20 protein-coding genes and 2 pseudogenes are annotated in these 24,229 nt (G+C 53.1%); 10 read left to right on the top strand and 12 right to left on the bottom strand.

What is annotated here, in order from left to right; translation table 11 throughout:
• Positions 1-198 precede the first annotated feature (198 nt).
• The 7 genes from J9789_RS02590 (at position 199) to J9789_RS02560 (ending at position 9,463) form a co-directional block, all read left to right on the top strand.
• Positions 199-1,575: an ABC transporter substrate-binding protein gene (locus J9789_RS02590; RefSeq protein ID WP_209341988.1), complete on the top strand. Its 1,377-nt coding sequence runs from the start codon at positions 199-201 to the stop codon at positions 1,573-1,575.
• 12 nt (positions 1,576-1,587) lie between these two features.
• Positions 1,588-2,460 (top strand): sugar ABC transporter permease, encoded by an 873-nt coding sequence (locus tag J9789_RS02585; protein ID WP_209341987.1) that lies wholly within the window; start codon positions 1,588-1,590, stop codon positions 2,458-2,460.
• Entirely contained in the window at positions 2,460-3,320 is an 861-nt protein-coding gene (locus tag J9789_RS02580) for a carbohydrate ABC transporter permease (protein ID WP_209341986.1), read from the top strand. The genes J9789_RS02585 and J9789_RS02580 overlap by 1 nt, the downstream gene beginning before the upstream one ends.
• Positions 3,321-3,420: 100 nt before the next feature.
• A complete protein-coding gene (locus tag J9789_RS02575; RefSeq protein WP_209341984.1) occupies positions 3,421-4,761 on the top strand; it encodes a glycoside hydrolase family 32 protein in 1,341 nt (446 codons plus the stop codon).
• A gap of 47 nt (positions 4,762-4,808) precedes the next feature.
• Positions 4,809-5,765: a carbohydrate kinase gene (locus tag J9789_RS02570; RefSeq protein ID WP_209341982.1), complete on the top strand. Its 957-nt coding sequence runs from the start codon at positions 4,809-4,811 to the stop codon at positions 5,763-5,765.
• On the top strand, positions 5,755-7,758 hold the full coding sequence (locus J9789_RS02565; RefSeq protein WP_209341980.1) for an alpha-amylase family protein: 2,004 nt from the start codon (positions 5,755-5,757) through the stop codon (positions 7,756-7,758). Before J9789_RS02570 ends, J9789_RS02565 begins: the two co-directional genes overlap by 11 nt.
• A 7-nt stretch (positions 7,759-7,765) precedes the next feature.
• On the top strand, positions 7,766-9,463 hold the full coding sequence (locus tag J9789_RS02560) for an alpha-glucosidase (protein WP_209341978.1): 1,698 nt from the start codon (positions 7,766-7,768) through the stop codon (positions 9,461-9,463).
• A gap of 47 nt (positions 9,464-9,510) precedes the next feature.
• Here J9789_RS02560 and J9789_RS02555 read toward each other — a convergent pair whose 3' ends face one another.
• The 3 genes and pseudogenes from J9789_RS02555 to J9789_RS02545 form a co-directional block, all read right to left on the bottom strand.
• A complete protein-coding gene (locus J9789_RS02555; protein WP_209341976.1) occupies positions 9,511-11,691 on the bottom strand; it encodes an alpha-galactosidase in 2,181 nt (726 codons plus the stop codon).
• Between the two features lie 287 nt (positions 11,692-11,978).
• A pseudogene (locus J9789_RS16935) lies at positions 11,979-12,158 on the bottom strand (Fic family protein); the annotation flags it as partial.
• A gap of 139 nt (positions 12,159-12,297) precedes the next feature.
• Positions 12,298-13,092, bottom strand: coding sequence for a helix-turn-helix transcriptional regulator (locus J9789_RS02545; protein WP_209341974.1), 795 nt, complete (start codon positions 13,090-13,092; stop codon positions 12,298-12,300).
• Positions 13,093-13,309: 217 nt separating this feature from the next.
• Here J9789_RS02545 and J9789_RS02540 point away from each other — a divergent pair, with 217 nt between their 5' ends.
• Genes J9789_RS02540 through J9789_RS02530 form a run of 3 tightly spaced genes read left to right on the top strand, consistent with a single transcriptional unit; the run spans position 13,310 to position 17,149 of the window.
• Positions 13,310-14,500 carry an amidohydrolase family protein gene (locus J9789_RS02540; protein ID WP_009260858.1) on the top strand — a complete coding sequence of 397 codons (1,191 nt, stop codon included), beginning with the start codon at positions 13,310-13,312 and terminating at the stop codon, positions 14,498-14,500.
• A 26-nt stretch (positions 14,501-14,526) separates the two neighbouring features.
• A complete protein-coding gene (locus tag J9789_RS02535) occupies positions 14,527-15,936 on the top strand; it encodes a sodium:solute symporter family protein (protein WP_209341972.1) in 1,410 nt (469 codons plus the stop codon).
• Positions 15,929-17,149 (top strand): MFS transporter, encoded by a 1,221-nt coding sequence (locus J9789_RS02530; RefSeq protein WP_009260860.1) that lies wholly within the window; start codon positions 15,929-15,931, stop codon positions 17,147-17,149. Before J9789_RS02535 ends, J9789_RS02530 begins: the two co-directional genes overlap by 8 nt.
• Positions 17,150-17,781: 632 nt before the next feature.
• On the opposite strand, the gene J9789_RS02525 is transcribed toward J9789_RS02530, so the two are convergent.
• From J9789_RS02525 to tet(W), 9 genes and pseudogenes are all read right to left on the bottom strand, one after another.
• On the bottom strand, positions 17,782-17,967 hold the full coding sequence (locus tag J9789_RS02525; protein ID WP_055237695.1) for a cysteine-rich KTR domain-containing protein: 186 nt from the start codon (positions 17,965-17,967) through the stop codon (positions 17,782-17,784).
• Between the two features lie 15 nt (positions 17,968-17,982).
• The gene (locus tag J9789_RS02520) at positions 17,983-18,504 is read right to left on the bottom strand and encodes a hypothetical protein (protein WP_209341970.1); all 522 of its coding nucleotides are present in this window, start codon (positions 18,502-18,504) and stop codon (positions 17,983-17,985) included.
• 19 nt (positions 18,505-18,523) lie between these two features.
• Positions 18,524-19,261, bottom strand: a complete 738-nt coding sequence (locus tag J9789_RS02515; RefSeq protein WP_348633617.1) for a transcriptional regulator — start codon at positions 19,259-19,261, stop codon at positions 18,524-18,526.
• Between the two features lie 48 nt (positions 19,262-19,309).
• Positions 19,310-19,399, bottom strand: coding sequence for a helix-turn-helix transcriptional regulator (locus J9789_RS17360; protein ID WP_348633616.1), 90 nt, complete (start codon positions 19,397-19,399; stop codon positions 19,310-19,312).
• Between the two features lie 195 nt (positions 19,400-19,594).
• Complete coding sequence (locus tag J9789_RS02510; protein WP_209341969.1) at positions 19,595-20,311, bottom strand: NAD(P)H-dependent oxidoreductase; 717 nt, start codon at positions 20,309-20,311, stop codon at positions 19,595-19,597.
• Between the two features lie 3 nt (positions 20,312-20,314).
• Complete coding sequence (locus J9789_RS02505) at positions 20,315-20,887, bottom strand: TetR/AcrR family transcriptional regulator (protein ID WP_209341968.1); 573 nt, start codon at positions 20,885-20,887, stop codon at positions 20,315-20,317.
• A gap of 203 nt (positions 20,888-21,090) precedes the next feature.
• Positions 21,091-21,312: pseudogene (locus J9789_RS02500) on the bottom strand (TnpV protein); the annotation flags it as partial.
• A complete protein-coding gene (locus J9789_RS16930) occupies positions 21,257-21,661 on the bottom strand; it encodes a phage integrase N-terminal SAM-like domain-containing protein (RefSeq protein WP_209341966.1) in 405 nt (134 codons plus the stop codon). The gene J9789_RS16930 and the pseudogene J9789_RS02500, both read right to left, overlap by 56 nt.
• 387 nt (positions 21,662-22,048) lie before the next feature.
• A complete protein-coding gene (gene tet(W) / locus J9789_RS02490; protein ID WP_209341965.1) occupies positions 22,049-23,968 on the bottom strand; it encodes a tetracycline resistance ribosomal protection protein Tet(W) in 1,920 nt (639 codons plus the stop codon).
• Positions 23,969-24,229 lie beyond the last annotated feature (261 nt).

The following is a 24,229-nucleotide window of genomic DNA, read 5'->3' as shown; positions in this document are numbered from 1 at the left end:
GTGCATAATTTCAAGCGCTGGAAATGAGGCGGAATTTACAAAAATATTTCCAACGGGTGAAAACCATTGACGGAAGCTTACTGTGGGGAGTATTCTTAAGCAAGAATAACCGGTTCCATTACCGGTTACATAACCGGTTTTTATATGTTTTCGCGCCATAATTTACAGAAAAGAAAAGAGGAAACAGGAGGAGAGACAATGAAGAAACACGCACCGACCAGATTCCTCGCGTTGGGTCTTTCGGCCGCTCTGCTGGCCGGCCTGCTGTCCGGGTGCAGATTCGGCTTTGCCAGCGATCCGGACGACCCCAATGAAGTGGAAGAGGTAGAACCCATCGACACCTCGGTAGACACCTTTGAGTACGACCAATCCCTCAGCGGCACCAGCATCACCCTGCTCAACTCCAAGGCCGAGATCCAGACCGCCCTGGTAGAGATGGGCGAGGTCTTTGAGGAGAAGTCCGGCGTACATGTGGAGGTCATGCCTGTTACCGACGGCGATTCCCCCTATACCAAAGTCGTCAGCCTGTACAACTCCGGCAATCCCCCCACTCTGTCCATTCTGGATACCACCGACGTCATCGCCCTGGCGGAAGAGAAGGCCGCTGATCTGTCCGACCAGCCCTGGATCCAGGAAGCCGAGGGCTACACCACTCAGATCAACGGAAAGGTGTACAGCTTCCCTCTGTGTATCGAGGGCCGCGGTATCATCTACCACAAGGAAGTGATCGAGGAGACCCTGGGTGAGACCTTCGATCCCTCCACCATCCGGACCCAGGACGACTTTGTGGCTCTGCTGGACCGGCTGGTGGCGGCCGGCATGGAGCATCCTGTCTCCCTGGCCATGGAGGACTGGTCCCTGGGCGCCCATCACCTGCAGTACATCTATGAGACCTACGACGGCACCTCCGACGGCGCCGCCGAGTGCATCAATCGGATCAAGGACGGTCAGCTGGACCTGACCACCTATGACCGCATGTCCCAGTTCCTGGATATGTTCGATATCCTGAAGAAGTACAACGTGGCCTACCGGGACCCCCTGGGCGCCGACTATGACGAGATGGTCATCGACCTGGCCGACGGCAAGACCGCCTTCTGGTTCAACGGCAACTGGGCCTGGCCCAACCTGGCCGAGGCCGACGCCGAGGAGGACGATGAGTACGGCTTCCTGCCCTACTTCCTGAACAACGACCCCGACGACTTTGTGAACCAGCAGATCCAGGCCTCCCCCTCCAAGCAGATCATGCTGGACGGCATTGTGGCCACAGAGAAGGAGCAGGCCGCGGCCAAGGAGTTTTTGAACTGGATCGTGTTCAGCGAGATCGGCCAGCAGATGCTGGTCAAGACCTGTAAGATCATCCCGCCCTTCCAGAACAACCCCTATGAGCCTTCCGATCCCCTGAGCCGTGACATCTACAGCCGGGTGCATGAGGGCACCGCCTTCAACGCATCCGCCATCGTCCCCAACGACCACTGGTCTGTTCTGGGCGCCGCCCTGCAGAAGTATCTGGCAGACAGAAGCGACCGGGCGGAGCTGATCGATTCCATCGTGGCCTATTGGGACGAACAGCAGTAAGGAGGAGCTAGGATGAAAAGAAAAAGCGGAGGAAAAGATTTCTGCGGGTTCGCCCTGCCCGGCCTGTTCTGTTTTGCGGCAGTGGTGATCGTCCCCTTTATCTACGGTATTTACCTGACCCTGACCGACTGGAACGGCGTCTCCACCGAGAAAAACTTCATCGGCGGCGCCAACTTCCTCAGCGTACTGAAGGATAGCCAGTTCTGGTCCTCCCTGCTGCTGACCTTCAAATATGTGGTGGTCGTGGTAGTGGTGGTCAACATTCTGGCCTTTGCCATCGCCTACCTGCTGACCCGCGGCTTTAAGGGCCAGAACTTCTTCCGGGCCGGCTTCTTCACCCCCAACCTGATCGGCGGTCTGGTGCTTGGCTACATCTGGCAGTTCGTGTTCTCCCGTGTGTTTGTGGGCATCGGCGAGGCCACCGGCTGGGAACTCTTCGGCGCCTCCTGGCTGTCTGACCCCACCCTGGCCTTTGTGGCCCTGGTGATCGTCTCCGTGTGGCAGCTGTCCGGCTACATGATCCTCATCTACGTGGCCGGCTTCATGGGCCTGAACAAGGACGTGATGGAGGCCGCCAGCATCGACGGCGCCACCGGCTGGACCAAGCTGCGCCACATCATCCTGCCCCTGATGATGTCCTCCATCACCATCTGCCTGTTCCTGACCCTGTCCCGCGCCTTCATGGTGTACGATGTGAACCTGTCCCTGACCGCCGGCGCTCCCTACGGCACCACCGAGATGGCCGCCATGCACGTCTATGAAAAGGCCTTTACCTCCCGTCAGTTCGGTGTGGGCCAGGCCGAGGCTCTGATCCTGTTTGTGATCGTAGCCATTATCAGCGGCATTCAGGTGTACCTGACCAAGAAACGTGAGGTGGATGCATAATGAATAACACGACCATCGGCGGCAACAAGCGCAAGCTGGCCAACGCGCTGGCCATGATCGGTATGATCATCATCTTCATCGCCTATATGTTCCCCTTCATCATGGTGGTCATCAACTCCCTGAAGGAAAAGCGGGATATCATTACCGATCCCTTCTCCTGGCTGTTCACCATCAAGGGCCTGTCCTTCGACAACTTTGTGAAGGCCTTTACCCAGATGGACTTCCTCAACGCCTTTAAGAACTCCCTCATCGTGACGGTGTCGGCCACTGTGCTGGTCACTCTGCTGTCCGCCATGCTGGCCTACTACATCGTCCGCCGCAACAACATCATTTCCAAGATCGCCTTCGCTCTGATGGTGGCCTCCATGATCATCCCCTTCCAGGCCATCATGATCCCCCTGGTGAGCATCTACGGCGGCACTCTCAACGTGCTCAACCACCGCATCACCCTGATCTTTATGCACACCGGCTTCTCCATGGCCATGTCGGTGTTCATGTTCCACGGCTTCATCAAGGGCAACATTCCCATCGCCCTGGAGGAAGCGGCCTACATCGACGGCTGCACCCACCGTCAGACCTTCTTCAAGATCGTCTTCCCCCTGCTCAAGCCCATCATCGCCACCATGGTGATCCTCAACTCCCTTGCCTTCTGGAATGACTACCTGCTGCCCTCCCTGGTGCTCACCGACAAGGAGCTGCTCACCCTGCCCCTGTCCACCTACAGCTTCTACGGCACCTATTCCGCCGACTATGGCACCATCATGGCCGGCCTGCTGCTGTGCGTCATCCCCATTCTCATCCTCTATGTGATCCTCCAGAAGCAGATCATCGGCGGCGTTGTTTCCGGCGCAGTCAAATAACATGCCTGTCCAATTCTACCACAAGGGCCTCTTGCCCTTGTGGTAGAATTTCGGTTATACTGCTTTATCGACGCAACCGGAAAGGAGACAAGGCACACCCATGTGGAACGATACTCTGCACATGAAAGCGCCGGGAAACTGGATCAACGATCCCAACGGCTTTATCTATTACCGAGGTGAGTACCACCTCTTTTACCAATACTTCCCCTACGCCCCACGGTGGGGCACCATGCACTGGGGCCACGCGGTAAGCCGTGACCTGGTCCACTGGGAGCACCTGGGGGTAGCCCTCTACCCCACCAAGGGCTACGACCAGAACGGCGTCTTTTCGGGCACCGCCCTGGAGCTGGACGGGAAGCTGTGTCTGTACTACTCTGCCGTGCGCTACCTCCGGCAGGATGAGGAGGACATCCACATCCCGCCTGACGATGCCTATGTGACCAGCCAGGCCATGGTGATCTCGGAGGACGGCCGCACCTTTGACAACATGGGGGCCAAGCGCCAGATCATCCCGGTGCTGGGCGACGAGTCCCTGGGCGATGCCAAGGACACCAGAGACCCCAAGGTGTGGAAGCAGGACGGACTCTATTACATGATCCTGGGCAGCACCTTCCGCAAGGAGCAGGGCAAGGCTCTCTTTTACCGCAGCCGGGACGGACTGCACTGGGAGTACGTCAATCAGTATTCTTCTCCGGAATTCCGCACCATGCTGGAGTGTCCCGACCTGTTCCGGCTGGGCGAAACCTACGTGCTGCTGGGCTCCCCTATGGGCGTCACCCCGCCGGAGATCGAGTATGCCAACCATGCCATGTGGGGGCTGGCCGACTTTGACCATCCGACCTGCACCCTCTCCCTCAAAGGTCCCCTGGAATATGTGGACTACGGCCTGGATCTCTATGCCCCCCAGACCACACTGGACCGCGAGGGCCGCCGGGTGTTCATCGGCTGGATGCGGATGCCCCAGGCGGCGGCTGACCCCGGCGACGGCCGGGGCCCCTGGAACGGCATGATGAGCCTGCCCCGGGTAGTGGAGCTGCGACAGGGCAAGCTCTGCTTTACCCCCCATCCAAATGTTGAGTCTCTTTTCCGCCCTGTGGAGGGCGATTGGAACCAGGCAATCCGGCAGCGGCCCTTCCGGCTAAAAGCCACCCTCCACGCCGGAGAGGCGCTGGACGTGTGCGGCTACCGCATCGCCCTGGAGGACGGCCGGATCGTCACCGACCGCAGCCAGGTGTTCCCCCATCTGCCCAACCATCGGACCGTGGCCCAAACTCCGGCGCTGGACGGAGAAAGCTGCCGGCTGGATGTATTTGTGGACGACCATCTGATCGAGGTGTTCGTGGATGACGGGCGCTATGTGGTCAGCCACGTAGTCTATGGATTAAAGGACCGGTTGGAAGGCCCGGTGGAGGAGCTGTTCACCCTGCGTGAGGACCGCTGAATCTCTCCCACCAACGATGGATATCAAGCAAAAAAGGAAGGATCTCCATGATGGATATTACCGCCATTGGCGAAGTGTTGATCGATCTGACCCAGACTGGGGTCAATGAGCAAAAAGTACCGCTGTTTGCCGCCAATCCCGGCGGCGCCCCCGCCAACGTGGCGGTGGCCGCCGCCCGCCTGGGAGCCAGCAGCGCGTTTATCGGCAAGGTGGGTCAGGATGGCTTCGGAGCCTACCTGACCCAGGTGCTGTCCGAGAACCGGGTGGATGTGTCCGGCCTGCGGACCGATGAGGCCGCCACCACCATGGCCGTGGTGGCAGTGTCCGACACCGGCGAGCGCTCCTTCCGCTTCGTGCGGGGAGCGGACTGCAACCTGAAGCCGGAGGAGGTGGACACCGGTCTGATCGCCGGGAGCAAGGTCCTTCACTTTGGCTCGGTGAGCCTGACCGCCGAGCCCGCCCGGGAGGCCACCCTCTTCGCCGCCCAGAGCGCCCGGGAGAAGGGCGTGCTGGTAAGCTATGACCCCAACTACCGGGACGCCCTGTGGAACAGCCAGGCGGAGGCCGTGGAGTGGATGAAGAAGCCGCTGCCCCTGGTGGACGTGCTCAAGCTGTCCGACGAGGAGCTGCCCCTCATCACCGGCACCGACGATCCCCAGGAGGGCACCCGGCTGCTGGAGGCCCAGGGCATCCGCCTCATCCTTGTGACCCTGGGCGACAAGGGTTCCTTCTACCGCTGGCAGGGCAAGACCGGCCTGGTGCCCGGAGTGGCCACCACCGTGGCCGACACCAACGGCGCCGGTGACACCTTCCTGGGCGCGGTGCTCAGCCGTTTGGTGCGCCGTGGCCAGAAACTCCTGGAGGGCCTGACCGCTCCCGAGCTGGAAGCCATCCTGGCCTTTGCCAACCGGGCGGCCTCCAAGACCTGCTCCCGCAGCGGAGCCATCCCCGCCATGCCCACGCTGGCGGAGCTGGAGGAAGGAGAGGGCGCCCATGAAGCGTAAGCAGACCAAGAAAACGACCGCCACCGCCGCCGGACAGACCGACCTGCTGGTGAAGCAGGCGGCAGAGGCACCGACCCCCAAGGCAACCAAAAGCAAAAAGAAACCCAAGGCAGCCACTCCCCTCACCCCTGCTCAGGTGGGAATCGGGGAGGACGCCTCCGTCTTTGAGCGCCGTCTGGCCCGGCACTACGATGAATTGAAGTGGCTCTACTGCGAGCTGTACCACGGCGATCTGGGCGCCTTCGACTACTTCACCCAGATGCTCCGCCGGAGCTGGGAGGAACGCAAGTCCGACCTGCGGGTGCAGGACGCCCGGCGGGAGGCCGACCCCAACTGGTACCGCCGCCGGGAGCTGCTGGGCATGATGCTCTACACCAACGCTTTCGCCGGTACCCTCAACGGGGTGGCCGAGAAGCTGCCCTATCTGAAGGAGTGCGGGGTGAACTACCTCCACCTGATGCCCCTGCTGGAGAGCCCCAAGGGCCGCAGCGACGGCGGCTATGCCGTCTCCAACTTCCGGAAGGTACAGCCCGAGCTGGGCACCATGGCCGATCTGGAGCATCTGGCGGATTCCTGCCGGAAGGACGGCATCAGCCTGTGCCTGGACTTCGTCATGAACCACACCAGCGAGGACCACGAGTGGGCCAAAAAGGCCCGGGCGGGCGAGCCGGGCTACCGGGAGCGCTACTTCTTCTACGACAGCTGGGATATCCCCCGGGAGTTTGAGAAAACCGTGCCCCAGGTCTTCCCCACCACCGCCCCCGGCAGCTTCACCTGGCTGGATGACTGCAAGCAGGTGGTCATGACCAACTTCTATCCCTACCAGTGGGATCTGAACTACGCCAACCCCATGGTGTTCAACGACATGACCGAGAACCTGCTCTACCTGGCCAACCGGGGCATCGACGTGATCCGACTGGACGCGGTCCCTTACATCTGGAAGGATCTGGGCACCGACTGCCGCAACCTGCCCCAGGTCCACACCCTGGTGCGGATGATGCGCATGGTGTGCGAGATCGTCTGCCCCAGCGTGCTGCTGCTGGGCGAGGTAGTCATGGAGCCCGCCAAGGTGGCCCCCTACTTCGGCAGCACCGATAAGCCGGAATGCCACATGCTCTACAACGTGACCACCATGGCCACCACCTGGCACACCCTGGCCACCGCCGACGTGTCCCTGCTGCGCCATCAGATGGACACGGTGTGCGCCCTGCCCCGGGACTTTCTCTTCCTCAACTACCTGCGCTGCCACGACGACATCGGCTGGGGCCTGGATTATGCCTGGCTGAAGGAGCACTTTGGCACCAATGAGGTGGCCCATAAGAAATATCTCAACGACTTTTTCACCGGCAAGCTGCCCGGCAGCAGCAGCCGAGGCGAGCTGTACAACGACGACCCCCGGCTGGGCGACGCCCGGCTGTGCGGCACCACCGCCTCTCTGTGCGGGGTGGAGGCCGCCGACTATGAGCGGGACCCCTTCAAGCTGGAGCGTGCCGTCTCCTGCGACCTGATGCTCCACGCCTGGATGCTCACCCAGAGCGGCATCCCTGTGCTGTACAGCGGAGACGAGGTGGGCCAGCTCAACGACTACTCCTATCACCACGACGGGGAGAAGTGGGATGACAGCCGCTACATTCACCGGGGCAACTTCCAGTGGGATATGGCCAAAATGCGCCACGATCCCACCACCCGCCAGGGCAAGCAGTTTATCGGCCTGCGGCGGCTGGAGGAGCTGCGGGCGGCCGAGCCCGCCTTCGACGCTCGGGCGGATATGTGGACCTTTGATACCGGGGACAGCCGGGTGCTGGGCATCGGCCGTTGGTATCAGGGCCGCAAGCTCATTGCCTTCTTCAATTTCAGCCAGGAATTTGTCACCGTCTCCAATGGGGACCAGGGTCCCTTTGAGGAGCTGATCTACGGCGGAACCTTTGAGGATCTCAGCCAGGTGCAGCTCTACCCCTACGGCTTTGCCTGGTTCCTGCACACAGAGGAGTGATATGGTCATGAACAAAGCATGGTGGAAAGAGAGCGTCATTTACCAGATCTACCCCCGCAGCTTTTGCGACTCCAACGGCGACGGCATCGGGGATCTGCCCGGCATCACCAGCAAGCTGGACTACATCAAGGAGCTGGGGGCCAATGTGATCTGGCTCTCACCCGTCTACCGCTCCCCCAACGACGACAACGGCTACGACATCAGCGACTATCAGGCCATTATGGAGGAGTTCGGCACCATGGCCGACTTTGACCGCCTGCTGGCCGAGGCCCACGCCCGGGGCATCAAGATCGTCATGGATCTGGTGGTCAACCACACCTCTGACGAGCACGCCTGGTTTGTGGAGAGCCGCCAGTCCAAAGACAACCCCAAGCGAGACTTCTACATCTGGCGGGAGGGCAAGGACGGCAAGGAGCCCAACAACTGGGGCTCCGCCTTCTCCGGTTCCGCCTGGACCTATGATTCCGCTACCGATATGTACTACCTCCACTGCTTCTCCCCCAAGCAGCCCGACCTGAACTGGGACAACCCGGAGGTACGCACCGCCGTCTTTGATATGATGACCTGGTGGTGCGAAAAGGGCATTGACGGCTTCCGCATGGATGTCATCTCCATGATCTCCAAGCGGGAAGGCCTGCCCGACATGCCCACCGGCGGTGCACCCTACGCCTCCTGCAATCTGGGCTGCTGCAACGGCCCCCACGTCCACGAGTATCTGCAGGAGATGCGCCAGAAGGTGCTCTCCAAGTATGATCTGCTCACCGTGGGCGAGTGCGCCGGTGTGACCATCGACCAGGCCAAGCAATACGCCAACGCCCAGGGCACCGAGCTCAACATGGTGTTCCAGTTCGAGCACGTGGACCTGGACGGCGGCGACGCGGTCACCGGCAAGTGGAGCACCCGGAAGATTGACCTGGTTGCCCTCAAGAAGCTGCTGTCCCGGTGGCAGAACGAGCTGGAAGACGTGGCCTGGAACAGCCTCTACTTCTGCAACCACGACCAGCCCCGTATCGTCTCCCGGCTGGGAGATGACTCCCCCCGGTATCGGGAGCTGTCGGCCAAGTGCATCGCCACCTGCCTCCACCTGATGCAGGGCACCCCCTACGTCTATCAGGGGGAGGAGCTGGGCATGACCAACGTGCCCTTCGGGCCCATCGAGAACTACCGGGACCTGGAGTCCATCAACGCTTACCATGATCTCACCGCCCGCGGGGTCTTCCAGCCGGAGGAGCTGCTGGAGGCCATCGCCTACAAGAGTCGGGACAACGCCCGTACTCCCTTCCAGTGGGATGACTCCCCCAACGCCGGATTTACCGCCGGTAACCCCTGGATCATGGTCAATCCCAACTACCGGGAAATCAACGCCAAGGAGCAGCTGGGCCGGGCGGACTCCGTGTTCCGCTACTACCAGAAGCTCATTTCCCTGCGCCGCAATTCCCCGGACAGTGAGCTTATCGTATACGGCAGCTACCAGCTGATTCTGCCGGATCACCCCCAGCTGTTTGCCTACCTGCGCACCCTGGAGGGTAAGACCCTGCTCACCATATGCAACCTGTCCGGCCAGCCGGCAACCTTTGCCCTGCCGGAAGAGCTGACAGGCCGAAAGAGCCGCCTGCTCATCGCCAACTGGGCAGAGGCTGCCGCCGCTGTCCCCGGGACGCTGGAATTCCAGCCCTGGCAGGCTGCCGCCTGGGTGCTGGAGTAACAAATATAAAAAAGAGGATCTGCTGCGTTTGCAGCAGATCCTCTTTTTTATACCTCTTTGATCTGATACTGTACCGCCTGGCACTCGTCCAGGAAAGGAAGGGCCAGCCCGGCATACATCAGCTCGTCGCCTCCGTACACCTTGCCCTCCACCAGATAGTCCTTGTCGGGGTCCAGTCCCTTCATCCGCAGCAGGGGCCGCACCGGATTGGCGTGGCGCTGGGTCTGGACCACACTGACCACCGCCCGGGTCCGGTCGGGGGACACGTGCATCCAGGCGCAGAAGCACTCGTGCCGGAAGGGGTCGGTCAGGCGGTAGTAGTCTCCCCGCATCACCACGTCCCAGTAGTTGCGGAAGGCGGCGATCTGGTGAGCCACCTCCTCCAGCTCCTCCGGAGACAGCTCGTTCAGGTCCAGCTCATAACCGAAGGTACCGGCAGCCGCCACCACGCCTCGGGTATGGAATGGGGTGGACCGGTGGGTCAGACCGTTGGGCACGGCAGACACATGGGCGCCCATGGTGCAGCAGGGGTAGCAGTAGGAGGTACCGTACTGGATACGCAGCCGGTCCATGGCGTCGGTGTTGTCGGAGCACCAGATCTGGGGCGTGTAGTAGAGCATGCCGCAGTCAAAGCGTCCGCCGCCGCCGGAGCAGCCCTCAATGAGCAGCTGGGGGAACTCCTGATGGAGGGCCTCCAGGATCTCATACACGCCCAGTACAAAGCGGTGGTATACCTCGCCTTGGCGCTCCGCAGGCAGCCCGGCGCTCCACACATCAGTGAGGCTGCGGTTCATGTCCCACTTCACATAGGAGATGTCGGCACTCTTGAGCATGGTCCGCAGATTGTCCAGAATATACTGCCGCACCTCGGCACGGGTGAGGTCCAGCACCAGCTGGTACCGGCCCCGGGTGACGGGTCGGCCGGGGGCCTGGAAGGCCCAGTCGGGGTGGGCTCGATAGAGGTCGGAGTTTTCATTGACCATCTCCGGCTCCACCCAGATGCCGAACTTCATACCCAGGCCCTTGATGCGCTCCGCCAGAGGGGCCAGTCCCCCGGGCAGCTTCTCCTGGTTGACGTTCCAGTCACCCAGTCCGCCGAAATCATCGTTGCGCTGGCCGAACCAGCCGTCGTCCATGACCATCATCTCCACGCCCACCTTGCTGGCGGCCTGGGCAATGGAATAGATCTTGTCGGCGTCAAAATCGAAGAGGGTGGCCTCCCAGTTGTTGATGAGGATAGGACGGCGGGCATCCTTCCAGGGGCCCCGGCACAGATTGAGACGGATAGCCCGGTGGAACATCCGGCTCATATGGCCCAGGCCCTGCCGGGAGAACACCATGGCGGCCTCCGGCGCGGTAAAGCTCTCGCCGGGCTCCAGCCGCCAGCAGAAGTGGAAGGGGTGGATGCCCATGGTCATCCGGGTCTCATGGAACTGGGTGTGCTCCACCGTGGCCTGGAAATTGCCGGAGTACACCAGGGCCATGGCCCAGCAGCACCCGGTATCCTCGGTGGCATCCCGGTCACACAGCACCAGGAAGGGGTTCTGTTGGTGGCTGGAGGAACCACGGACGCTGCCCACGGTGTGGACACCCTGGGTCAGGGTGGTCCGCACCGGCTCCCGCTCCCGGGCATAGGCGCCGCCCAGGGTAATGAAATCCCAATCTCCGGTGAAGAAGTCCAGGCAGGCGGAGGCCACCCGGGTCAGCTGAACGGGGGCGGCTCCATCGTTGCGCACCCGGACGGCACGGGTGATCATGTCATACTCCTCCAGAACGCCGTACAGCAGCTCCACCGTCAGGCCGCTGCACTTGTCCCGGAGCTCCACCGTCAGGGTCTGGGCGGCTACGCCCTCATCATAGAAGGCAGGCAGGCCCTCCAGGGCATACTTGCCGTCGGCCACGGTGTGGCCCACATAGCGCAGGTCCACGATATGGCTGCCATCGGCTAGATCGGCCTCCAGAGCAGGCTGGCGGAAGTCGCCCACGCCACTGGAGGAGTACTCCTGGGGCTGGGTATCCAGGGACCAGGTGCGGTCCAGGCCCACCTCGTCGGGGTTGGGGGAGAAACCCCGGTCCTCGGGACAGATCAGCCGGGAGAGGTCTCCCTTTCGCAGTTTTTCGCCATAATAGGTATGAAGCAGCACGCCGGTGGCATCGATCTTCATCTGATAGCTGGTGCTGCGGGTATGCAGCGTAAGAGTACGGCGCTCAGCGTCATATTGAATCATACGGTTTCATCCTTTAGCAGAAAGAGTTGTGCATGGCACCATTCAGAAACAGAACTTATTGCAAAATAATCGTCTAATTTATTTTGATTATACCAGAGTATTCATTCAAACTCAAGAGAAACGTCATCTGAAAAATCTACTCTCGGCACACAGAATCAGGCAGGGATATTAAAGTACTTCAGATACGCCCGGAAACGATCCTGTACCGTCAGGCAGGTGTCCATCAGATAACCATTTTCGGGGCCCCATTGGCTTAATCCCTGGTAATAGAACATCTTCAGGTCATCCTAGATCACAAAGGGAACAATACTATGGTTCAGACATTCCTTGAAGAAAAGCAATCGTCCTACCCGGCCATTGCCGTCCTGAAACGGACGGATGTGCTCAAATTGTACATAAAAATCAATCAGATACTCCAGCCGTTTCACTTTTACTTGGTGATACTCATCCAGCAGCAGCTTCATTGCACAGGCAACTTCCTCGTTTTACAGCCTTCCACCTCATTGGATACCCGTTTATACGCGCCTAAAATATAGTTACGGTCATAGACATGGTAGCCAGCCGTGTCTATGACCGCAACTATATTCTAGGTGGCTTAAATAAAAATCAGGAAGGTTGGTTGTCCCAATATTTACCATGTAGCTTTTTATGTAGCTCCATATTTTCATGTAAGAAGTGGTTTTTTTCCTGATTAACAAAGAAACAGTTGCACTGCCTGTTAAGTTTCATATCATCTCTGTTATAACTAAGGCAAGAGATGAGCCACTCCCTGTCGCTGATAATTGTACTTGAGAGCAAAGCCATCGCTGCTAGAGGAAAGCAGGAACCGACTGAATAGGTACTTAGGAAGCCCAAGACAGCCCCTGAGCCGCGAAAGCGTGCGGGAAATTCAAGAAACAGCAAATCATCTTCTATCAGCGGGTTTGAAAGCAGCAGCCGCGTAAAAGATTGGCCGCAGACGATTTTACCGGTATAAAAGTATTCAAAAGAGGCTCCATCTAATTTCTCTGAGGAATATGTGTAGATGGCCGCATGGGTCTTACTCTCGTTGTAGCATAATTGATGCACTCTAAGGATCGGCGCTTTTGCGTGGGAAAAGTACGTATATATGTACTCCTGCCGCATATTTTCCATGGAAATTTGGTTGGCAGAACCACTTGTGATCAGTAGGTTTGATGCGTTCCAGTAGTTGTCAATGAGCGCGCCGATAGAAACACCCAGCGCATTACTGATCTGCTGAAGTGTCAGCAAATCGATAGAAATCTCACCCCGCTCATATTGAGAAAGGACGGATTTACTTCGGTGCAAAATAGTGGCAAAAGACTCCAGCGTATAGCCTTGCAATTTTCTAAAATAGCGGATTTTTGCACCCACTTCTTTGCAAATATTGATTTCATTCATCGCACATCCCCCCAACAATTCCATTTCAAACGGAAATCCGCTAAAATACACAAATAAAATATTTTGTTTCTTTGACTTTTTGATTATAATAGATTGTCAATTCCGGTGCAAGCGGAATTTTTGAATCACAAATCCGGCGAAGCAGGAATTTGCAAAATTGCCTCCTCTTTGTGAAAAATATATGATAAGGACATCCTAAAACATGGAGGCAATTATAATGATTGTATTAAAAAACTGTCGTCTTATCCCATACCTGACGGATGGATACAGCAATCCCACCGCAGACATTTTTATTGACGGCAAACACATCCAAGGAATCTATCCCTGTGGAACACAATCTTGTGAAGATGCTGAGTGCTATGATCTAAACGGCAAAACGGTGATCCCGGGTTACTTTGACCTGCATGCACATTTGATGTTTACCAACCAGAACTGGGAGTATTTAATGCACCGCAGTGAGAGCACATATGTAATGGACAGCGCCGCTTACGCCAAGACTTATCTGAAATTGGGTTACACCACCATCCGTGATGCTGGCAATGACTATTATGCCTCTGTAACCGTACGCGACAACATCAACAGCGGCGTTCTGACCGGCGCACGTGTTATCACCTCTGGCAAAATTCTGACACCCACTACACGGGGCAACTCCAGCTTTGGAACGCTCTATAAGGAAATTGACGGTGCAGACGCCATGCTGAAGGCCTGCCGTGAGGAGTGTGCCGCAGGGGTCGATTTTATCAAATATATGTGCACAGGGGCGATGCTGAATCTTGGCGGCGTACCTGGTCAGATTGTAACCACACCCGAAGAGCTTCGCGCTATTGTGGCAGCAGCGGAAGGACTTGGGACCTATGTTGCCGCACATTGCCACGGCACGTTGGGGATCAAAGAAGCCATCAAGGCCGGCGTCCGCACCATTGAACACGCCTCCTATATGGATGAGGAGTGTGTAGAGCTGATCCTCAAGCGTGGGAATGATATTTGTACAGTTCCTACGTTTGCGGTGGCGTATTCGTTAGTTTCTGAGCTCTCTGGCCCCGTTGTTCCTGAATTTAAGAGCAAGACGGAAGATGGTATCGCACATATGGCGCAGGGTATTCACCTCTGCCAGGCCGCTGGCATCACGATTGGTTTCGGTACCGATCTGGATATGGAAAATGCGGCGAAATATCCGGGCATCGAGTTTCAGGCAAGAGCATCCTATGGCGTGGACAATGAGACCATCTTGAAACAAGCCACCATTGAGAGCGCAAAGATCCTCCGCATGGATGACAAGCTGGGTACTATCTGCGTTGGCAAACTGGCCGATCTTGTGGTTGTAGACGGTGCACCCGATGAAGATATCTCCTGCATGATGAAATATCCTGCTATGGTGTGGAAGGAAGGCGTTTTGTTCAGAGACTGAGACGTATCCTATGGAGGGACATTTCTATGCAGATAATAGACTACTGTGTTTTGTTCAGCACGATTCTGGTCGTGATACTCATTGGATGGCTTAGCGGCAGAAATACCTGCTGCACCGATTCATCCAAAGAGTTTCTGCTGACAGAAAAAGGGATTAATAAACTGCAGGCAGGCTTTTCCATGGCGGCTACCGACTTTGGAGGCAGCGGCTTGGTCGGTGCAATTGGTTACTGCTACTTTGTCGGGATTTCCGGCATATGGTGGAATTTAGCGGCAGCTCCAGCATTTATCCTGGTGGGACTCTTTTTGGCAAAGAAGTTTAATCGCATGGATTGTGCCACACTTCCCGAGTATTTTGGCAAACGGTATGGCAAAGGAGTCAAACTTCTATCCTGTATACTCCATATTCTGACCAATATTGCCGCCCTTTCAGTCCAGTTTACTGTTTCTTGCACAGTACTTCATATTATCACAGGATTCAATATCAATGTCTCTCTTGTGATTTCCGTTCTAATCGTTCTCTTTCTCACCTCCGGCGGCCTGCGGGCAGTTGTAAACACCGATGCTGTGCTGTTTATCATAATTGTGATCAGTATCTTGCTAATGGTGCCGTTTTCGATTCGGGCGGCTGGCGGGTATGCAACATTAAAAGCAAATGTGCCGGTTGAATTCTTCCGTTTTGATCAGCTGGGCGCATGGACTCCAATCTCATGGATCCTGCTCTGCATGCTCAATTACTCCACGAACCAGAACTATATCCAGCGAATGGTCAGTGCAAAAGACACAGGAACTGCAAAATTCGGTGCGCTCTTCACTGCCGGTTTCTATGTGATCATTTCAATGGCATTAGGATTAATTGGAATAGCTGCCTATGTGCTTTTACCTGGAATAGAAGATTCTAACATGATATTTGCAACCATGCTGGTCCGCTTCTTCCCTCACGGCCTGCTGGGCATAGGGCTGGCCGCTGTATTTGCGGCAACAATATCCACCGGAACATCAATGCTGCACGCGACGGCAACACTCATTGTCAACGATATCTATGTTCCGCTTGGCAAGTCAGAGCGAAATGATCAAAGTATATTGGTAACCAGTCGCATTTGCGTTTTTGCCGTGGCACTGTTCGCATTGAGCATATCGATGTTCTCCAGCAATATTGTAAATATTTGCTATATTGGTGGCTTGTTCTACGGTGTTTCTGCCTTTGTTCTAATGGTGTTAGGATTGTACTCCAAATTTGTCACAGGCAAAGCTGCGCTGATAAGTATGGTCATGACTGTTGTGCTGAGTTTGTTGTGGGAGTATTTTCCATCTTTTCGTATCAGTGCGCTTGCACAGATTCCGTCCAATGTCTTTGGACTGGCTGTCAGCGCAGGGACGATCTGCATCATATCGGTGCTTACAAATAAGGTAAGAAAGGATGAAGGCCATGTTTAAAACGAAAAAATTTGGCGTAATTCTATTGTTAACATCTACCTGCCTAATCTACAATTTGCCTTACCTCAGTTCCACATTTTATACACAGTTTCTGGAGGCATTTAACCTGTCAAATACCCAGGCTGGTATACTGATTACCTTTTTCTCTCTGACAGCAACTCCTGGCTATCTGTTTGGCGGAATGTTGGCTGACAAATTCAGCCCAAAGAAACTCATCATTCTTTCCCTGCTGATGACAGCCGCTCTTGGCTATGCGATGTATTTTATGAGCGGCTATACCGTCCTGATGGTATGCTACTTTGGATTTGGCATCTCCACTACCTTTATCCATTGGAGCGCCTTCATGAAACTCATTCGTGCACAGGCGGATGACAAAGATGACCAGGGACGCACGTTTGGCACATTTGAATGGTGTTACGCACTTGTCGGTGCAGTGGCAAGCTACGGACTGCTGGCGCTGCTGGGATATGTCAGCTCCTTTAAAATCGCGACTGCGCTGTATGCAACCATACTGGTAATCATCGCCCTGCTGGTTATCTTTTTGCTCAAGGACGTTAAGGGCATCAACGACAACGATTTCAATGTGCGAATGGTAAAGCAGGCGATTGCGCATCCGGTCACCTGGCTGAACGGCCTGATTGTAATGGGCATGTTTATTGTCGCCACCGGCTCCGCCTATCTGAATCCCTATCTGAATGGGGTCTTCGGAACGAGCGTAGCCTTTGCCACATCCTTTGCCATCATGAATAAGTGCATTGTACGCCTCTGCGTCGTCGGTGTTGGAGGCATGCTGCTTGACAAATGGAAAACCCCCAAGTTCATGATTATCTGCATGGTATTTCTCTCAGCCGCCATTGTTGGTATGTTTGTAATTCCCCAAAACAGCGGATCCATGGTGATCGCAGTTATCATAGCATTCCTAATCTTGATTTTTATGTCTACTGCGCGGAGCGGTATGTATACACCTATCCCTGAAGCAAAAATCCCAATGGCCATTACCGGCACCGCTATGGGTATTTGCTCTGCTGTGGGTTATTCCACCGATATCTGGTCGTATACATTGATTGGAAACTGGCTGGACAATTACGGAAATACCGGATACCAGTATGTGCTACTGTTGTCTTTGGCGGGTGTTGCCATGGTTATTATCTGCAGTATTCTGCTATACCGCTATGAGAAAAGACACCATATCTTTGAGCGCAGTGAAGTTTAAGTTTTACGGATAGAAACGTCTCCGGTCGCCAATGGTGCATTTTAGACAAGCACCTGAAACAAATACCGCGAACAGGAAGCAGAACAAGATTCCTGTTCGCGGTATTTGCGTCAATAGAATTCCTAGGTGGTTAGGAAGGCAGTCACGCTACAAGCGACGCGCATGCCGTCCCACCATTTATGGAATCCGATTACTGCTGACCGGGCCGGTCAGATCATCGCTTGCCTACGAAGGGGCTGACGCAGACTAACAATGCGGAAATTTGGAATGTCAGCCTCTCAGTCTAATGAAAATTTGAGGATAAACCGCATATCTGCAAAAGCCGTTCCCATTTGCGAATCAACCATAGATGAGATAAAAGAGATGACCCAAGCAGAAAACTGGGATCACAGGCATCACAACCAGCCGTGGTTTTACCGTCAAACAATAGTTCAAATGTTTCTGCTATATTAAGTGACACAATATCCTCCCTCAAAAATTCCAATAAACCGGAATTTAACCTTTCTTTTTACCCAAATAGGCACAGGCAAATGCAACAAATAATCCCAGTAATATCCATGGAAATGCCGCACTAAAATATCAAAAAGCATTTTCAATTCCTCCTTTCAAATTTCAATTTGTCGCTTTGCTATTCAGCTATGTATTTTTGCTCCAAATCCTTTAATAACCGTTACCTGCAAATCCTTTGCGTTAATCAAACTTTCCTGCTTGCATTTCGGGCAGTAGAGCGGGAAATTTTTCAGTTCCGTATCTGCCCGTAGCTGCAATCTCGTTTTGTTTCCGCAGACAGGGCAGAGTATCCATTTACTATCTTCCATAGAAATCCTCCTGCGTTACTTTGCTCTGCCTCGTTGCTCCAATTCCGCACCGTAGCGAACAACCATTGCAAGTAAAATCAAGCAAATGCCGATACCAATGCCACCGCCGTTATCCATCCGTTCTGATATAAATGCAAACTTTTCCATCGCAGAGGAAAATGCTGCTGATAAAACATCTACAACAATAAAGAGTATTCCGAGCTTCGTTATGCTTTTTGCTCCTGTTTCAGTAAAAGGTGTTCCCTCGCTCAGTTCCAACTTAAAATATCTGCAAACACAAATAGCTTCAATCGCTCCGAAAATCAAAACCACGCTTTCACAGAGCAGGGCTATTCCTATTTCACGATTGTCAATCGTTCTGTCAGCTTCTATGAGCAACCTTTGCAGAAGCTCGCCAAATGGAAGTTTATCTGCCATCAAACTTACGCTGCCAGCCACTAATGTAAAGGCAATCGCCACAAAACTAAATACCATTACAATCTTCGTTAGTGTTTGAAAGACCTTCATTGTCTTTTGGATTTTTTCAAGATTATTCATTTTTTACACTCCTTCGTTTTTAATCGTTGCAAATAACAAGCTCACTTTTAATGCCGTTCAGTTCTATGACATTTTCCGCATCGGGCGTGTCAAAGCATTCCGTCTGTCTGCCGTCCTTTTCATAGGAAATGCTCGTTCCAATACCTTTCGTAACAGCAGTAAATACTTCACCCTCTGGAATATGGATTTTGGAAGTTGCCGACACCTGATTGATTGCAAGGTATCCCTTTAAGGAATTGCAAACCACACTCATATCCAGATTGCAGTTAATTTCTACTGTGCCGCCGACATCGTTTAGAATGATATTCGGCGTCTTTACATCAAGCTCAATACTGTCGCAATCTAAAGAACGGATTTCTACGGTTTCCGCATTGACAGCACCCTCAATTTTTCCCACATAGGGCATAGGAATTTGAACGAAAATACTGACAGTTTCTTTTGCCGTTGCTTCAGATATACCGTTTTTACGGATTACATCTACATCAATCCGTTTTCGGATGTCGTCAATTTTAACCTTAAAATCGTTCTGGAGCGTGGAGAGGGTATTAGATACCAGACGGACACGGATTTTCTCTCCCTCATAACCAGACAATACGAATTGCTTTGCTCCACCGAATTTCATATCATAGCGTTTCGGCTCGTCAATATCGTATTCCGTAACGCTTTCAAAAAGATACTCGTCTGATTTTTTCATTCCTCTTTCATTGGAAAGCAGCTCGTCAATGGAAATGTCAAACAGGGCAGAGATAGCCATCATATTTTCAATGTCGGGAATGCCTGTTTCAGTTTCCCATTTTGTAACCGCCTACCTTGACACGCCTAACTTCTCCGCAAGCTGTTCCTGCGAAAGTCCTGCCTTCTTGCGGATAGATTTTAGTTTTTCTGCAAATGTCATTCTCGTGACCTCCTTATGTTGATACGCCAAGTATAGAAAACCGTGCTTTGCATTACAAGCAAGCAGAGATGACATTCGGAATTTTCCTGCTACTTTGCGTGGCATTTACTGATTTTGAGCAAAATATTTGATATATCACTCACTGATTTATCATTTTCACATCTGCCAGTAATCGAGATTTCGTTTTGCCCCACATTATTTCCACGGTCTGCCGCTGTCAAGCCAACCTTGCTCCGCCCAATACTTCCCGTCAAGGTATTCGGGGTCTGATTTATGTATGGATTTCTGCATCATACGGCAAAAGAAAACCTTGAATTTCGTAATCAAATTTGTGTGTGCGGGCTTTGTATAATCTATATGAGCAAACTTTCGGGATAGCTTTTGAATCTTTTCCGTAAGCTCGCCTTGTTTCTTTCGGGATAGCTTTTCCCAAACAATATCGCTCATTAAAGCGCCGGTAAATATTCCGATTTTAGAAATTCCCCACCAAGATAAACTATGCTTAATATCTTTCGCCGCAGATTTTGCTCCGTTGCCTAAGCATTGCGTTATGATAACTGCACGCTTTCCAAACATTTCAGGAGCAGGACGGTGCGGTATCCAACGGTAAGCAAAATGGTCAAGAAATGCTTTCATTGCTCCCGTGGCGTGAAACACATAGGCAGGGGACGTCATCACAATCAAGTCTGCTTCCAAAAGTGATTTATCAATTCTCCCAATATATTCTGCGTCCTTGCAAGTGCTTTCACCCTTTAATGTACAGCTCAGGCAGCCAGTACAGAAACTCGGACAGTCCTTTGGAAGATAATGTTCTGTAATAGTCGCCTTATCCCTGAATTCTGCTAAAAACATCTCTTTTAAACGGTAGGTAACTCCGTGTTTTTCTGTTCCATTTATCACTGTTATATTCACTTTTTATACCTCCAAAATATCGTGTAAAACTTGTGTATGAAAATTCTTGCGATTTTCTTTCTGCCTAAGGTCAATCCCCAATATTTGCGATATGATTTCGTATCGCAAAAACATTTGCTGCATAACGGTAATCAAATACAGCGTCTTTCGCTTTATCGCCGCTTCATCAAGGTCAGGACGGCAGGCTGCAACAAGCGGAAGATATGCCGCATAAGTTCTGTAAGTGTTGTCATTTTCTTTCGGTGACTGCATATCGGTAAGAACAGAAATTTTGGAAATGGCATAATGTTCAAACAGAAAATCAAGCGTCATATTGCCGAGATACTCCAACTTCTCAAAAGGAGTAAAACCGTCTGTTTTCTCTCGTATATTCTGAAAATGCTCGACTGTTCCGTTTATCATACGCTCAATACATTGCTCGATGAGTTTATCCTTGTTTCCAAAATGATAATTTACAAGTCCTAATCCAACACCTGCTCTTTTGCATATCTCACGGACTGTAACTTCTTCTAAATGTTCCCCTTTTTCCTCAATGAGTTTAATCGCTGCCTGTATGATTGCTTCTTTATTATCCACACTATACCCCCCTATTGAACATCGTTCAGTTACATTATACTGAACGATGTTCAAAAAGTCAAGAGATTGCGACTAACAAGTGGAGTATGTAACGCTTTTTGGTGTCAAAACGCCTTGTTTAAGCAGATAAGAGAACAAAAAATGACGGGTAAGGAGTTTATCCCTACCCACCAAAATTTTACGGTTATATGCGTTACAATTCTTTAATTGTAGATGATTTCCTCATTGACAAGCTCCATCGCACACGCTCGAATGTTATTCATTCGCCTCGTCCACTCTAAGCCATTTTCTGCTTTTAACTGTTCTGTCACGCCCTCACGCTCTGCCATATGTTTTACTAACCGAGAAAACATTTCTTGCGCCTGTTCGTCAATGCCAGCAAGATAGCTGTTCAGCTTGCCGCTTGTAAGTAGGGTAGGCCATGTGCGACAACTGAATGTCGGCGGTGATGTAGCCGCGTTCCTTGCCGAACTTCAAGACGGGCGAAATTTTGAAAAGATAGCTGTTGACCGTTTCGGCCTTTACTCTAGTGGCAAGCTCCATCTGGTAATCGTCGAACAGCTCTTGACGCAAATCGGAGCATCGAATGTCCTCCTGCAAGTATTCAAGGAACTTTTTACAGGCGTATTCATACCCGGCAATCGTGACTTCTTCAATGCCCCTTGTGCGGCAATCTCTGGAATAGAGCTGTACCAATTCACGAAAGTAAATGTCGGGCAGATTCTTGGCATTTCCCTTCAAACTGATTGTAGCTTTCCCACTCGGTCTGGGCATAACAAAACCTCCTCATTTTTCTGAAAACACGGTGGCTACCTTGGCTTGAAAAATGAGGAGGTTTGTCAATTTTTCATTTTTTCTTTCTGCAACTTTTTCGATAGAAAAACAGAGTTTTTCTCTGATTTTATTTAAAAATCAGGACAATTTTACTCCCACTCGTTGTTGGGCATCATATTTAACGGATTTTGCTTCATAAATTTGATACCTCATTTTTTTGATTATTTGATGTGTCCATATTATCCAGCCCTATACGATGGGCTGTTATCAAATTGTTATCGGTGGTGATAACGGGGGGTAGCAGGGTTGTTGTTTTCTCTGGTGGTTTACAACTACATTTTACCACGAAAGGCAGGGAAATGCAATAACCATCCTTGCTGTGGCGTATCAAGGAATCTTACTGAACATATGGCGCACCTTATCCAAACGGCTGTTTGGACGACGGGGCTGGATGATTGGCTCGCCGACAGCGGCCTGATACCCTTTTAGCTCTGTAAGGCATACGCTCTGCCCGTTGGTGTAAAAGGCCAGATCAGTACGGTATGCCTGTATACAGCGGGCGGGAATCTCGCCAGTAAAGACAACTTCATCCTTTTTTACCTGGGCCGTTTCGATGGTGGCACAGTATTTCGGTGCATCATGATAAGCCCTGGAAAGGTATTCCTGGGGCGCATAGAGGGTGAAGGAGAGATAAGGTTCCAGCAGCTGCGTCCCCGATTCCTTCAATGCCTGTTCCAATACAATCGGGGCCAATGAGCGGAAGTCCGCCGGCGTGCTGACTGGACTGTAATAAAGCCCGTATTCAAAGCAAATCTTACAGTCCGTTACGTTCCAGCCGAACAAGCCCTGCTCCAGCCCGTAACGGATACCATCCCTGACAGCGTTTTGAAAACTCTGGTTCAAGTATCCCAGCGAAACCCGGCTCTCGTATTGTACGCCGGAGCCAAGCGGGAGTGGTGTAACAGACAGTCCGATAGATGCCCAAAACGGGTTGGGCGGCACCTCGATATGGATGGTGTGGCTGGCTGCTTTGAGCGGCCGCTCCATATAAATGACGGTGGGTTCCTTTACCACTGTTTCAATCTTGTATTTTTCCGACAGCAAAGCGGAAACGACCTCCAACTGCACCCGGCCCAAAAAAGAAAGAATGATCTCATGGGTGATGGAATCCACTTCGCAGCGCAAAAGCGGGTCAGTATCCGCAAGTTGCGTAAGAGCGTCCAGCAGCCGTTCTCTTTGCGCTGCCGTTTTCGGCGCAATCGTCGTCCGCAGCATGGGGAGGGGGGCCTCGCGCCACCTTTTACGAGGGAGCCGGGTTTGATCCCCTAATACATCGTTTAACCTCACGCTGTCGCTGGGAAGGATAACAATTTCGCCCGGATAAGCGGTGTCTGTCCGAACAATTTCCCCTTTGGATGGAATACGCATCTCTGTGATTTTCAGCTTTTCTCTCCCGGCCAGGGCCACCGTATCCCGCAGGCGCAGCGTTCCGCTGTATAGCCGCAGATAGACACGCCGCTGGCCGCAATCGGTGTACTCAACCTTGAAAACGCTGCCGCATAGGGTGGCGCTCCCCTGTTCCCCAATCGGTTGGAACAGTCCTGTCACCGCATCCATCAACGGTTGAATGCCAAGGCCCTTTTTGGCGCTGCCATGATAGACCGGAAACAGGGAGGCTTCTTGAACCCGCCGCTGTTCCTCCCGCGCAAGTTTTTCCTGGCTGATTGGTTCTCCTGCGATATACTTTTCCAATAATGCATCGTTATTTTCGATGACCGCATCCCATGCTTCTATGTCGGTATTTTCCTCCAGGACTATTTCCGGGGACAGCGACACCGTCTGCTTGATGATAATATCGGCGGAGAGCTTATCCCGAACAGACTGAACCACGCTCTGCAAATCAACGCCAGCCTGGTCGATCTTGTTGATAAAGATAACGGTGGGAATGTTCATTTTCCGCAGGGCATGGAACAGAATACGGGTCTGGGCCTGCACGCCATCTTTCGCGGAGATCACCAAGATGGCCCCATCTAAAACAGCCAAAGAGCGGTACACCTCCGCCAAAAAATCCATGTGGCCGGGCGTATCCACAATGTTAACTTTACATCTGTGCCACTGGAAGGAAGTGACTGCCGCTTGAATGGTAATCCCACGCTGCCGCTCCAAAAACAAGGTGTCCGTCCTCGTTGTCCCTTTTTCGACGCTCCCTGGTTCTGAAATGGCTCCACTGGCATATAGCAGACTCTCCGTCAAGGTCGTCTTTCCAGCGTCTACATGGGCAAGAATCCCGATATTGATAATGTTCATGTCTATCCTCCATACAAGGCCCGAATGGGCGCAAAAATCCCCAGCGGCTAATACTTTTACCGCTGGGGATCATGACTTCGGACACACAGAAACATACACGACTTACATAAGCCGCGGTCCGTCACGATATTTACTAAAAAGGCAAAAGTATTCTTAAAATTGGGTACAAAAACCAAGCCCCTGCAAGGGGCAATCATTTTTGCGCCCATTATCAAATTTTATTTAAGAATACCTTGCCGCATATTTGATAGACTCCTCAAA

Source organism: Flavonifractor sp. AGMB03687 (assembly GCF_017811815.1).
Lineage (GTDB): Bacteria > Bacillota > Clostridia > Oscillospirales > Oscillospiraceae > Flavonifractor.
Note: the sequence above shows the minus strand (reverse complement) of the source record. Positions and strands in the feature narration are given on the sequence as shown.